The 13121-nt window shown below is 67.5% G+C and carries 12 protein-coding genes; 7 read left to right on the forward strand and 5 right to left on the reverse strand.

From position 1 onward, the window contains the following. Nucleotides 1-18 precede the first annotated feature (18 nt). From ACAM54_RS26760 to ACAM54_RS26790, 7 genes are all read left to right on the forward strand, one after another. Nucleotides 19-1470, forward strand: a complete 1452-nt coding sequence (locus ACAM54_RS26760) for an aldehyde dehydrogenase (protein WP_369651742.1) — start codon at nucleotides 19-21, stop codon at nucleotides 1468-1470. A gap of 20 nt (nucleotides 1471-1490) precedes the next feature. Continuing rightward, complete coding sequence (locus ACAM54_RS26765; protein WP_369651741.1) at nucleotides 1491-2456, forward strand: Bug family tripartite tricarboxylate transporter substrate binding protein; 966 nt, start codon at nucleotides 1491-1493, stop codon at nucleotides 2454-2456. 61 nt (nucleotides 2457-2517) lie between these two features. Then, nucleotides 2518-4203, forward strand: coding sequence for an FAD-dependent oxidoreductase (locus ACAM54_RS26770; RefSeq protein ID WP_369651740.1), 1686 nt, complete (start codon nucleotides 2518-2520; stop codon nucleotides 4201-4203). A gap of 70 nt (nucleotides 4204-4273) precedes the next feature. Further along, nucleotides 4274-5239: a Bug family tripartite tricarboxylate transporter substrate binding protein gene (locus ACAM54_RS26775; protein ID WP_369651739.1), complete on the forward strand. Its 966-nt coding sequence runs from the start codon at nucleotides 4274-4276 to the stop codon at nucleotides 5237-5239. Nucleotides 5240-5249: 10 nt separating this feature from the next. Further along, nucleotides 5250-6140 carry an intradiol ring-cleavage dioxygenase gene (locus tag ACAM54_RS26780; protein WP_369651738.1) on the forward strand — a complete coding sequence of 297 codons (891 nt, stop codon included), beginning with the start codon at nucleotides 5250-5252 and terminating at the stop codon, nucleotides 6138-6140. Then, nucleotides 6137-6445: a Dabb family protein gene (locus tag ACAM54_RS26785; RefSeq protein ID WP_369651737.1), complete on the forward strand. Its 309-nt coding sequence runs from the start codon at nucleotides 6137-6139 to the stop codon at nucleotides 6443-6445. Before ACAM54_RS26780 ends, ACAM54_RS26785 begins: the two co-directional genes overlap by 4 nt. Nucleotides 6446-6466: 21 nt before the next feature. After that, a complete protein-coding gene (locus ACAM54_RS26790) occupies nucleotides 6467-7540 on the forward strand; it encodes a maleylacetate reductase (RefSeq protein ID WP_369651736.1) in 1074 nt (357 codons plus the stop codon). Nucleotides 7541-7577: 37 nt separating this feature from the next. Here the strand turns inward: ACAM54_RS26790 and ACAM54_RS26795 are convergent, their stop codons facing one another. The 5 genes from ACAM54_RS26795 to ACAM54_RS26815 form a co-directional block, all read right to left on the reverse strand. After that, complete coding sequence (locus ACAM54_RS26795) at nucleotides 7578-8540, reverse strand: Bug family tripartite tricarboxylate transporter substrate binding protein (RefSeq protein WP_369651735.1); 963 nt, start codon at nucleotides 8538-8540, stop codon at nucleotides 7578-7580. A 20-nt stretch (nucleotides 8541-8560) separates the two neighbouring features. Beyond that, complete coding sequence (locus ACAM54_RS26800) at nucleotides 8561-10036, reverse strand: NAD-dependent succinate-semialdehyde dehydrogenase (RefSeq protein ID WP_369651734.1); 1476 nt, start codon at nucleotides 10034-10036, stop codon at nucleotides 8561-8563. A gap of 11 nt (nucleotides 10037-10047) precedes the next feature. Continuing rightward, the gene (locus ACAM54_RS26805; protein ID WP_369651733.1) at nucleotides 10048-11067 is read right to left on the reverse strand and encodes a dihydrodipicolinate synthase family protein; all 1020 of its coding nucleotides are present in this window, start codon (nucleotides 11065-11067) and stop codon (nucleotides 10048-10050) included. Between the two features lie 22 nt (nucleotides 11068-11089). Beyond that, nucleotides 11090-12106 carry an ornithine cyclodeaminase family protein gene (locus ACAM54_RS26810; RefSeq protein WP_369651732.1) on the reverse strand — a complete coding sequence of 339 codons (1017 nt, stop codon included), beginning with the start codon at nucleotides 12104-12106 and terminating at the stop codon, nucleotides 11090-11092. Nucleotides 12107-12213: 107 nt separating this feature from the next. After that, nucleotides 12214-13119, reverse strand: a complete 906-nt coding sequence (locus tag ACAM54_RS26815; RefSeq protein ID WP_369651731.1) for a LysR family transcriptional regulator — start codon at nucleotides 13117-13119, stop codon at nucleotides 12214-12216. Nucleotides 13120-13121 lie beyond the last annotated feature (2 nt).

The raw sequence follows: 13121 nt of genomic DNA on the forward strand, positions 1-13121 counted from the left end.
CTACAAGGAGACAAGACAATGGGCACGATATCGATGTTGATCAATGGCGAAAGCCGGCAGGCCGCGGACGGCGCCACCTTCGAGCGCCGCAACCCGCTCGACGGCACGGTGGCCACCACAGCGCCCGCCGCCACTCGCGCCGACGCCGTGGCTGCGGTAGAGGCTGCGGCTGCGGCGTTCCCGGCCTGGTCCCGGACAGGCCCTGGCGAACGCAGGGCACTGCTACTGAAGGCGGCGCAGGCCATCGAGGCCAAGGCGCAGGCCCTGACCGAGGCAATGGCGTCGGAGACCGGCGCTGCCGCGCCGTGGGCCGGCTTCAACGTGCATCTGGCTGCCGGCATGCTGCAGGAGGCGGCCGGCATGACAACCCAGATCGGCGGAGAAGTCATCCCCTCCGACGTGCCGGGCAGCCTGGCCTTGGGCATACGCCGTCCCGCTGGTGTGGTGCTGGGCATCGCGCCGTGGAATGCGCCGGTGATCCTCGGCGTGCGTGCCATCGCCACGCCGCTGGCCTGCGGCAACACGGTGGTGTTCAAGGGCTCGGAACTCAGCCCCGCCACCCACGGGCTGATCGTGGAGGCCTTCAAGGATGCGGGCTTCCCCCCGGGCGTCGTCAACTTCGTGACCAACGCGCCAGCGGACGCGGCCGAGGTTGTCGAAGCGATCATTGCCCATCCGGCCCTGCGCCGTGTGAACTTCACCGGCTCCACCCGCGTGGGCAAGCTGATCGCACTGACCTGCGCGAAGTACCTCAAGCCGGCCGTGCTGGAATTGGGTGGCAAGGCCCCGCTGGTGGTGCTCGATGACGCCGACCTCGAAGCCGCGGTCAACGGCGCGGCCTTCGGCGCCTTCGCCAACAGCGGCCAGATCTGCATGAGCACCGAGCGCATCATCGTGGACAGCCGGATCGCGGACGCCTTCGTCGACCGGCTCGCTGCCAAGGCCACGCAACTGCCGCTGGGCGATCCGCGCAAAGGACCCGTGGTGCTCGGTTCGGTCGTCGATGCGAGCACCGTCGAGCGCTGCAACGCGCTGATCGACGATGCGCTCGCCAAGGGCGCGAAACTCGTGTGCGGCGGCAAGGCCGACAACACGTTGTTCCCGGCGACGCTGCTCGATCACGTGACGCCGCAAATGCGCATCTACCACGAGGAGAGCTTCGGTCCCGTGAAACCGGTGGTGCGTGTCGACGGCGTCGACGAGGCCGTACGCGTGGCCAACGACAACCCCTACGGCCTGTCCGCCGCCGTGTTCGGGCGCGACATCGCCCGTGCGTGGGAGGTCGCCAACCGCATCGACTCCGGCATCTGCCACGTGAACGGCCCGACCGTGCACGACGAGGCGCAGATGCCCTTCGGCGGCGTGAAGGACTCGGGCTACGGCCGCTTCGGCGGAAAGGCCGGCATCGATGCCTTCACCGAACTGCGGTGGCTCACGATACAGACCACCGAGCGCCACTACCCGTTCTGACAACAAGAAGGAGACAGTTCATGAAATTCCTGCTGGCAACAGCCGCGCTTGCGCTCGGCCTCGGACCGTGCGGCATCGCCCAGGCCCAGGACTGGCCGAAGCAGCCCATCAAGATCGTCGCCAATTTCGCGCCCGGCGGCGCGGCCGACCAACTGGCCCGCGTGATCGGCGCGCCGCTGCAGAAAGCGCTCGGGCAGCCGGTGCTCGTCGAGAACAAGGGCGGCGCCGGGGGCAACCTCGGCGGCGATTTCGTCGCCAAGTCGCCGCCCGACGGCTACACCTTCCTGATGAGTTCCGGCGGCATGGTGTCGATCAACCCCCACATCTACGCGAAGATGCCCTTCGACCCCGCGAAGGATCTCGTCCCGGTCGCATCCGTCGCACGCGTGCCGTTCTACCTGGTGGTTCGTGCCGACAGCCCCGTCAAGGATTTCAAGAGCCTCGTCGCCGACCTGAAGGCGAACCCCGGCAAGCGATCCTTCGGTTCGCCCGGCAACGGGAGCTCGCCCCATCTTGCCGGGGAGATGATGATGGGCCGCACAGGGACCACGGCGGTCCATGTGCCGTACCGTGGCGCGGCCCCCGCGCTGACGGATCTGCTGGGCGGGCAGATCGACTTCCTGTTCGACCCGGGAATCAGCATCCAGCACGTCAAGACCGGCAAGCTGCGCATGCTCGCGGTGGCCAGTCCCAAGCGGGCGCCCCAGATGCCGGAGGTGCCGACGCTCGACGAACTCGGGCTGAAAGGCTTCGACGCCGATGCGGTGTTCGGGCTCTACGCCCCGGCCGGCACACGGCCGGCCGTGATCCAGCGGATCAACGCGGAAGTCAACCGCGCGCTGGCATTGCCGGCCGTCAGGGCACACATCGAAACCCTCGGCAACGTACCGGAGCCGCTGACGCCTGCCGCCTTCGGCGACAAGGGCGCGGCCGACTTCAAACGCCTGGGCGCCGTGATCCGGGAACGCGGCATTCGCGCCGACTGATGAGGCGACGTTCCCCAGCACGCCACTTGCAGATGAATCTCGCCATGAAGAAAGACAACCGATGATCGCCGCCTCCCCGCCTGCCGACGGCAAGCTCCCCGTCATCGAGACGGACGTCCTGATCGCCGGCGGCGGCCCCTGTGGGCTGATGCTCGCCAACGAACTCGGCCGCCGCGGCATCCGCTGTCTGGTGGTCGACGCCAAGCCGAGCACGGCCTTCAACCCGCAGGCCAACGCGACGCAGGCCCGCACGATGGAGCATTTCCGCCGGCTGGGCTTCGCGCACGAGATCCGTGCGCTGGGACTGCCCGCCGACCACCCGACGGACATCGCCTACTTCACGCGCTTCGCCGGGCACGAGCTGGCGCGCATCAGCCTGCCGACCGCTGCCGAGGCGACCGTGAAGATCAAGACGATGACGGGCTCCTGGAGCGCCGCCGAGCTGCCGCATCGCGTGTCGCAGAAGTTCGTGGAGGAGGCGCTGCGCCGCCATGCGCAGGCCTGGCCGTCCACCGATGTGCGCTATGGCTGGCGGCTGGAACGCTTCGATGACGACGGCACGTCGGTGAGCGCCACGGTGCGGCGAAGCGAAGGCGGTCCGGCACAGGACGTGGTCGCGAAGTTCCTCGTCGGCGCCGACGGCGCCCGCAGCTTTGTCCGGCAACAGCTGGGCATCGAGTGGGGTGGCGTCACCGGCATCCAGCGCGAGTTCATGGGCGGCAAGATGTTCGCCATCTACCTGCGCGCGCCCCAGTTTCCCTCCGTGCTGCGCCACCCCAAGGCCTGGATGTACGTGGCCGTCAACCACGAAAGGCGTGCCTTCATGGCTTCGGTGGATGGCGTGTCCGAGTACGCCTTCCACGCGGCGTTGCGGCCTGGCGAAGACGCCGACGGCTGGACCGAGGCCGATGCGCGCCGCGTCTTCGCCGAAGCGGTGGGCGCCGACGTGCCGATGGAGATCCTCTCGATGGGTACCTGGCTCGCCGGGCACGCGCTGGTGGCCCGGCGCTTCCAGCAGGGTCGCGTCTTCATCGCCGGCGACGCCGCCCACCTGTTCACACCCACCGGCGGCCTGGGCTACAACACCGCCGTCGAGGATGCGGTCAATCTGGGCTGGAAGCTGGCGAGCGTGATTCGCGGCCATGCGCCGCTGGCGCTGCTCGACAGCTACGAGGCCGAGCGCAGGCCCCTGGCCGAGCGCAACACCGGCTACGCGCGCAAGTTCGCCGACTCGGTGGGACTCTTTGCGGCCAAGCCCGAACTGGAGGAGGCCTCCCAGCGAGGTGATGCCGAGCGCAGGCTTGCGGGCCTGCACTTCGATGCGCATGCCCGCCTCGAATTCAACATCCCGGGCGTGACCTTCGGCGGCCGCTACGACGGTTCACCGGTCATCGTCGGCGATGGCGCTGCGCTGCCGCCCGATGAGCCGAATGTCTACACGCCCACCGCCAGTCCTGGCGGTCGTCCGCCGCACGCCTGGCTGGACGACGGGCGCTCGCTGTTCGACCTGTTCCACACCGAATGGACCCTGCTGGCGCTGGGGTCCAACCCGCCTTCCACCGAGGCCTTCGAGGCCGCGGCCCGGGCACTGGCGATCGACCTGCGTGTCGTGCGGCTGCCGCAGCGATTGCTGCGCGAGCTCTATGAGGCGCCGCTGGCACTCATTCGCCCCGACCAGATCGTGGCGTGGCGCGGCATGGCTGCGGACGATGCGGTGAGCGTGCTGTCCCGCGTGACGGCCAGGTAGAGGCCATCGGCTCCGTACCCCGCTTCAACAACACCAACAACTTCCGGCGATCCACCTGAGGACACCCTGCATGAGAACCACCACTGCCCTGCTTCTTCGCCTCCCGGCCATCGCGATGGCCTTGGCCATCGTTCCGCCGGCCTACGCGCAGGCCTGGCCGACCAAGCCGGTCCGCCTGGTCGCGGCCTTCCCGCCAGGCACACCCGGTGATGTGATTGCCAGGTTGATCCAGCCGGCGTTGCAGGCCACGTGGGGCCAGCCTGTCGTGGTCGAGAACAAGCCGGGTGCGGGTGGCAATCTGGCCGCTGGAGAGGTCGCACAGGCCAAGGACGGCCACACCCTGCTCGTCGGGCCCGACACGATCCTCACCATCAATCCCCACCTGTACAAGAAGCTGAGCTTCGATCTGCGGGCCTCGCTCAAGCCCGTCACCTACTTCGCCAGCTTCAACCAGATGCTGGTCTGCAATCCAGCCACCGGAATCACGTCTTTCGAGGCCTTCACCCGCCTGCCCCCTTCGAAGCCGTATGCCTCCGGCGGGACGGGAACCCCGAGCCACATGACCATGGAGATGCTGCTGGCGACCACCGGCAGCAAGCTCACCCATGTGCCCTACAAGGGCCCGGGCCCCGCCGCGCAGGACGTGCTGGCGGGCCACGTCGACTGCGGTTTCATCGTCTCTTCCGTCGTCCTGCCTCATGTCCAAGGCGGGCGGCTGCAGGCCATCGCCGTCTCCAGCAAGGAACGATCGGTTCTGCTGCCCAAGATTCCGACCGTGGCCGAGAGCGGACACCCCGGCTTCGATGCGACCTTCTTCGAAACGCTGCTGGCACCTTCGAGCCTGCCGGCCGCTACCGTCGAGAAGATCCAGCACGACGTGCGTGCCGCGCTGGATGCACCGGCCATCAAGGCTCGGCTGGCAGAGATGGACCTGCGGGTGGAAGGCAACACCGCGCAGGAAGCCCAGCGACGCAGCCAGGAGGATTTCGCCAAGTGGGGCGCTGTGGCGCAGCGAGCCAAGCTGCAACTGGATTGAGGAGAACAACGTGCGCAACCTGAATCAGCACACCATCACCGACGCCGTGCTCGCGCGGCAGGCGCAGACGGCGGATCCGCGGCTCAAGCGCGTCATGGACAGCCTCGTCAAGCACCTGCACGCCTTCGCGCGCGAGGTGGAGCTGACCGAGCAGGAGTGGTTCAAAGGCATCGAATTCCTGACCCGCTGTGGCCACATCACGGATGACAAGCGTCAGGAGTTCATCCTGCTATCGGACGTGCTGGGCCTGTCGATGCTGACGGTGGCACAGAACAACGACAAGCCGGCCGGCTGTACCGAGGCGACCGTCTTCGGCCCCTTCCACGTGGAAGGGGCTCCGCACTACGAACTGGGTGCGGACATTTCCAATGGAGCGCGTGGCATCCCTTGCCTTGTCCGCGGCACGGTGCGCGGGATCGGCGGCAAACCGGTCGCCAATGCGCACATCGACGTATGGCAATCGGACGAGGACGGCCTGTACGACGTGCAGCACCCGGAGATCGGCCATGCACAGGCGCGCGGCATCGTGCACTCCGACAGCGAGGGTCGCTACCATTTCCGCTCGATCCTGGCCGTCCCCTACGCCATTCCGCACGATGGGCCGGTGGGCGATCTTCTGGAGGCCACGGGCCGGCATCCCTGGCGTCCCGCGCACCTGCACTTCCTGATCAAGGCGAACGGCTACGAGAAGCTGATCACGCACGTGTTCCGCAGCGACGATCGGTACCTGGATTCGGACGCCGTGTTCGGTGTGCGCCAGTCGCTGATCGCCGATTGGAAGCCGCAATCCGATGGCAGCTACCTGGTCGAGTACGACTTCGTGCTGAACCCCGCCAAGCAGGGCGCGGCGGATGCCCGGCATCCTGCCCCCAACTGGCAACCCGCAAAGGATGCGCAATGATTCGACACATCGTGATGTGGAACGTGAGCGGTGCCACGGCCGAGGAGAGGCAGGGAAACATCGAGCGGTTGAGAAGATGCTTCCATGGCCTGCGTGGTCGGATTCCCGGGCTGCTTCGGCTGGAGGTCGGCGTGGATGCAAGCCGAATCGACTATGCCTGCGACGTCGTGTTGTACAGCGAGTTCGAATCCTGGAAGGCGTTGGATGCCTATGCAAGGCATCCGGAGCACCTGCAGGTGCGCGATGAGCTTGAAGGCGTCCGTATCGCAAGGCACCAAGTGGACTACGAAGTCCATACCGATTGAACTCGATACAGTGGAAACCGCATGAAGGAATTCGTCTACACCGGCCAGCCGTCCAGGGTGGTGTTCGGCGCGGGCGCCCTGGCGCATCTGGAGCGCGAGATCGACCTCCTCGGTGCACATCGTGCGCTGGTCCTGTCGACGCCCGAGCAGCAACAGCAGGCGCACATGGTGGCCAAGCGCCTTGGCGTTCGTGCGGCAGGCATCTTTGCGCGTGCCGTCATGCACGTGCCCATCGAGACGGCGCGCGAGGCCCGTGACGAGGCGCGCCGCCTGGGCGCGGACTGTGCCATTGCCATTGGAGGCGGCTCGACCACCGGCCTGGGCAAGGCGATCGCGCTCGACTCCGGCTTGCCTATTCTTGCGATCCCCACGACCTACGCGGGAAGCGAGATGACGCCGATCTACGGCATCACCGAGGGCGGACTGAAGAAGACCGGCAAGGACCTTCGCGTGCTGCCGCGCACCGTGATCTACGACCCCGAACTGACGCTGACGCTGCCAGTCCCCCTGAGCGTGACGAGCGCGATGAACGCGATCGCGCATGCGGCCGAAGGCCTGTACGCGCGCGACGGCAATCCGGTGATGGACCTGATGGCCGAGGAAGGCATCCGGGCGTTGGCCAGTGCGCTGCCGGCCATCCGCCGGCGCAGCGACGACATCGATGCGCGCGGGGATGCGCTGTACGGTGCCTGGCTGTGCGGCGCGGTGCTTGGCAACGTGGGCATGGCGCTGCACCACAAGCTGTGCCACACCCTGGGCGGCAGCTTCAACCTGCCTCATGCCGAGGTGCACACCGTGGTGCTGCCCCAGGCCATCGCCTTCAACGCGCCGGCGGTGCCGCAAGCCATGTCCCGTATCCAGCGCGCACTCGGGGCAGCGCAATGCAGCGCCGCGGCGGGCTTGTTCGATCTGGCGCGAGACAACGGAGCACCGGTCGCGCTGCGCGACATCGGCATGAGGGAGGACGATCTCGATCGTGCGGCAGATATCGTCGTGAGCAGTCCTTACTGGAACCCGCGAGAGGCAGGCTTGGCGCAGCGCGGCGAGATCAGGCAACTCCTGCAGCGCGCCTTCGAAGGCATCCGGCCTGCGTAGGCCTCTTGTCTGTCTGCTCCCGCCCGGCTGGCATCCCCTACTCGAACCGCAGCTTCGCTTCCGAAGCGATCTTCCGGTGCAAGGCGAGTTCACCCGCGATGGTGTCCGCGAGCCGAGCGGCGGGCCCTCCCTGGGCTTGCAGCCCGAGTTCCAGGAAGCGCTTCTGAACAGCGGGATCGGCCACGGCGGCGGCAGCGGCCTTGTTCAATCGTTCGAGCGTGGCCGCTGGCGTCGCGGCGGGTGCGAGCAAGCCCACCCAGGACTGCTGGACAAAATCCTTGACACCGGCTTCCACTGCCGTCGGCGTGTTGGGAAAGCGAGGATCGCGCTTTGTGCTGGTCACCGCGAGAAGCTTCACATGACCGGCATCCACCAGCGGCTTGGCCGCGGCGTCGAACGCCAGGTCCAGTTGTCCGCCGGCCACGTCGTTCAATGCGCCGGTCGTCGACTTGTACGGGATATGGACCAGGAATGTCCCAGTCAGCGCCTTGAAGTACTCGCCGGCGAAGTGCGTGCCGCTGCCCACGCCGGCGCTGCCATAGCTCAGCTTGCCGGGGTTTTTCTTCGCATAGGCGATGAACTCGGCCAGGCCGTTGACCGGGATCTTGTTGCTGGTGACGATCTGCAACCCGTAGGTCGCGGACATGCTCACCGGCGCCAGCGACCTGGTGGGGTCGAAAGACACCTTGGGATCGACCACCGGCAGGATGCTGTAGCTGGAATTGGTGAAGAGCAGCGTGGTGCCGTCCGCCGGCGCCTTCACCACGGCATCGACGCCGAGCCGGCTGCCGGCACCGGGACGGTTCTCGACGATCGTGGTCTGGCCAAGTTGCTGCGACAACTTCTCGGCGAGGATGCGAGCGGCCTGGTCCGTCACGCCGCCCGCAGGAAAGGGCACGACCAGCTTGATCACGTTCGGCTGTGCCGGCGCGACGCCGGCAGCCGTGATGAAGCTCGCCGCGAGCCAGGTCTGCCGTATCCGGCGAAGATGAGTCTGCATTTTTGTCTCCTTGCCTGCGATCAGCCGAAGGCCGGTGCCAGGCCATCCCAGCAAAGGTATTTGATCTCGAGGAATTCCTCAATGCCGTACTGCGAGCCCTCGCGTCCGAGGCCACTCTGCTTCACGCCGCCGAAGGGCGCCACCTCGTTCGAGATCGATCCGCAGTTGATCCCTACCATGCCCGACTCGATGGCGGCCGACGCTCGCCAGATCCGTGCCGCATCGCGGCTGTACAGATAAGCGGCCAGGCCGTACTCGGTGGCGTTGGCCATCGCGAAGGCCTCCTCATCGGTCCCGAAACGAAACAGCGGCGCGATCGGCCCGAAGGTCTCCTCTCGTGCCACCGCCATCTGCGGCGTCACGCCCGCGAGCAAAGTCGGTTCGAAGAATCGGCCGCCAAGCGCATGGCGCCTGCCCCCGTGCAGCACGGTGGCGCCCTGGGCGACGGCGTCGGCGATGTGCTCTTCCACCTTGGCCACGGCCGCATCGTCGATCAGCGGCCCTTGCTGCATGCCGGGCTCGAGACCATTGCCCACGCGAAGCGCGGCCACGCGCTCGACCAGCTTGGCCGCGAAGGCCTCGTAGACGCCCGACTGCACCAGGACACGGTTGGCGCTGATGCAGGCCTGGCCGGTGTTGCGGAACTTGGCGGCCACCAGGCCGTCTGCCGCCGCGTCGAGGTCGGCATCGTCGAAGACGATGAAGGGGGCGTTGCCGCCCAGCTCCATAGAGCACTTCTTGACCGTCGCTGCCGCCTGGCTGAGGAGCACGCGCCCCACTTCGGTTGAGCCCGTGAAGGTGATCTTGCGCACCAGCGGGTGCGAGGTCAGCGTACCGCCGATGGCGCGCGTGTCGTTGCCGGTCACGACGTTGAACACCCCCGCCGGCACGCCCGCGCGCTGACCGAGCTCGGCCAGTGCCAGCGCGGTGAGCGGCGTCTGGCTCGCTGGCTTCACGACCATGCTACAGCCGGCGGCGAGCGCGGGGCCCGCCTTGCGCGTGATCATCGCGGCCGGGAAGTTCCAGGGGGTGATCGCCGCGCAGACGCCGATCGGCTCCTTCAGCACCACGATGCGCGCCGTGTCCCGCGGTGCCGGGATCACATCGCCGCGCACGCGCTTGGCCTCCTCGGAGAACCACTGCAGGAAGGAGGCGGCGTAGTCGATCTCCACTTTCGCTTCGGCCAGGGGCTTGCCCTCCTCGAGGGTGATCAACGTCGCCAAGTCATCGCGATGCTGCACCATCAGCTCGTACCAACGACGCAGGATGTCCGAGCGCGACTTCGCGGTGGTCTGCCGCCACGAGAGGAAGGCGCGGTGCGCGGCTTCGATGGCGGCCGCCGTCTCGGCTTCCTTGAATCGCGGCAGGGCCACGAGCGCTTCATCGTTCGCGGGGTTGTGCAGCGTGTAGCTGCCATGCGGGGACGAGGTGACCCAGTCGCCGTCCACGTACGCGCCTTCGCGCCAGAGTTGCTTGTCCTTCAGGAGATGACGCATGCCGGCGCTCCTTAACAAGGATGGCGGCCAGCCATGAATGCGCTGTCCGAGTCCTGCGTGACCGGCAGGCCCGAGGCGACCAGGCCCTGGCGCAGCATCTTCATGAGGCGGTCGGGCACGCGCATGGCGGGGGCGCGCAGCGGTCCGCCGTTGAAGCCCGCCAGCCAGTCCTGATACTTCCACATCGTGCGGTTCAGAACGCCTGTGCCACCGGCGTAGCTCTGGGCCGCAGCGCCGTTGGCGTTGCGCGCTGGATTCACCTTCCAGTAGAGCTCCATCGCGGCTTCCCATTCGCCCTTGCGCGCGAGTTCGAAGGCGCGCGGGTAGTAGCTGCCCATCCACTGGGTATTGCTCGTGCCGGAGAACTGCAGCTTCATCAGGCTCATGAGCGGAATGGCATCGCCCTCGATCGGGCAGCTGATCACGACCTCGTCGCGGAAGTGGTGGTACATCTCGCAGATGCCGGCCGGCAGCGGAAAGCCCTGCTCGGACTTGATCGCGACGATGTTGGGACAATCCTTCAGCAGCCGGCGCACGAGCTCGACGGACATGCCCGCAGGATGCACGCGCTCGAAGCCCCACAAGGGGATCGGGAACAGCATCACCGCCAGCCCGGTCGCATCGCAGAACTGCTTCGTGTAGTCGTAGATCTCCTGCTCGGTCGTGGGCCAGAACTGCGGTGGGTAGGAGAGCAGCACGATGTCCGCGCCAGCCTTTTCGGCCAGCTTCACTGCCCGGATGTTCTCGGCCAGCGTACCGAACGCAGCGTGGAAGAACAGGCCGAAGCCGCTGCCGGCGGTGTCGCGCGCCCAGGCGGTGAATTGCGCGTTCTCCTCGGGCGTGATCGCGACCTCCGCGCACAGCAGCGTGTAGGTGTAGCCGAGTTCCTTGGCGAGCGCCACGTCGTGGCGGATACCGCGCTCGTTGAGCCGGGCGAGATCGGCCGAGTAGCTCGGGATCGTTACCGCGGAACAGCCGACAAGGTGTTCGCGAGCCCATGCACGGGCGTCATTGAGTTGGTAGGCGGGCATGAGGTTTTCCTTTTCTTGAGGTTTACTTGGCCACCGGCACGATGCTCCGGGCCAGTTCGGTTCCGACATGGCGGGCCCGCGCGCGGGCCAGCAGCATCTCGGCGGTGATGACGTCCTGCAGCGCGGAGCCGACGGACTTGTAGAGAACGATGTCTTCCGGCGCGCGCGCAACCTTGCCGGCCACGAAGTCGGAAAGCGGAACGAGCCGGGCGGCAAAGTCGATGCCCGCCCTCGCGGCAGCCAGCATGTCGCCGGTGTCGTGGGCCACCTCCTCGGGCATGTCGGCGACGATGCGCGCCGCCCGTGCGATCACCTGTTCGTCGACTTCGCGCTGTTCCGGGAGCGTCGAACCGATCGAAACCACCGTCATGCCGGGCTCGAGCCACTCACCGCGCAGCACCGGCGTCTCGTCGCGGCTGCGCGCGGCGCACAGCACCACGTCGGCGCCCGCCACCGCTTCGGCTGCCGAGGCAACGGCATTGATGGCCATACCTTGCTCCTGCCTGAAGGCCGCGGCAAATCGTTCGCGGCTGGAGGGTGTGGGGCTGAACACGCAAGCACGGCCGATGGTGCGCACGGCGGCCAGCGCGGCCAGCAGCCCCCTGGCTTCGAAGCCGGAGCCGATCACCGCGACCTTCAACGCCCGGTGTGGTGCGGCCGCATCCACGGCCACGGCGGCGGTCGCGGCGGTCCGGATGCCCGTGATGCGATTGCCGTCGATCAGCGCGGCAAGAGCCATGGTCTCCTGGTCGAACAGCGAAACGAGGTAGCTGGCGCGTCGGGCCTTGATGTTGGCCGAGATGAGCTTGCAGCCCAGGTGGCGGCCGCTCGGCGAAACCGCGGTGAGCCCGCGCAACCAGACGCCGTCGCCGCGTGCCATGGAGCGCGGAGGGACCATCGCTGGCGCGATCGCACTCGCGTAGGCACTGCGCAGGGCGTCGAAGGCCGCGTTCCAGTCGGCGAGTTGCGCGACGTCGGCGTCGGTGAGGAACAGAGTCGGCGGGACGGAAGCCGCCGTGTCGGGGGTCTGGATGCCCAAGGCCATATCTCCTTTAGTTGGAGCGGATGCTAGGCAGGCAGGACCGGCGCAGCGAGAGCACGTGCGCGAAAGCAGCTTTCCCGTTATCGGATAGCTGGCAGCTGCGACTATGTCGCCTTGAGGGTGGCGGTGGCCATGGAGCGTATGAGGCTCGCGACCGAACGCGTTGCCAGCGTGTGGGGGCGATGCGCGGTGATGCCCAGGACGATGGATCGCCACAGGGTGGGCCGGGTGATGCGCACCGCGGCCAGCCGCCGTGCGTCGTGCTGCATCAGTGCCCCGGCGGTGATCGCGAAGCCACCGCCGCAGGCGACGATCTCGTGCTGCAGGCGAATGGAGTCGGCTTCCAGCGCCTGGACCAGCGACACCTGGTGCTCGCGGGCGAGCACCGCCAGCCGCGCCAGCAGAGGATGAGGCTCACTGGGGAGCACCAGGGGAAGCCTGGCGACTTCCTCGAAGGGAATGCTCTTGCGCTTCGCGAGGAGATGTCCCGCGGGCACCACCAGACAAAGCGGCAGCCGAACCAGCACGGGCTCGTCCGGCCTCGCCGTGTCCTCCTCGCGCAGCAGCAGCGCCATGTCGAGCCGGCCCTGGCCCAGCCATTCCTCCAGCTGTGCGCTGGAGCCTTCCGTGAGATGCAGGCGCACCTCGGGCCACTGCTTGCGGACTTCGGAGAAGAGCACCCCCGCCAGCAAGGGCACGGTCGACGGAAGCAGGCCGCAGCGCACGTCCCCAATGGGCATGCCGCTGCGTGTGCGCATCTCATCGGCAAGCTGCTCGGCTTGCCGGATCAGCGCCATGATGCGCGGATACACCTGCTCTCCGAATTCGGTCAGCACCACGCCGCGGCCGGTGCGGCGGAAAAGGCGTGCTCCCGATTCGGTCTCGAGCTGCGCGATCTGGCGGCTCACCACGGACTGCGGAAGGTCCAGCGCGACGGCCGCGCCGGACACGCTGCCGAGGTCTGCCACCTTGACGAACAGTCGCCACCTGGCGTCGACGATGGTTTGCATGG

This window comes from Variovorax sp. V93 (assembly GCF_041154485.1).
In the GTDB taxonomy this organism is placed as follows: domain Bacteria; phylum Pseudomonadota; class Gammaproteobacteria; order Burkholderiales; family Burkholderiaceae_C; genus Variovorax; species Variovorax beijingensis_A.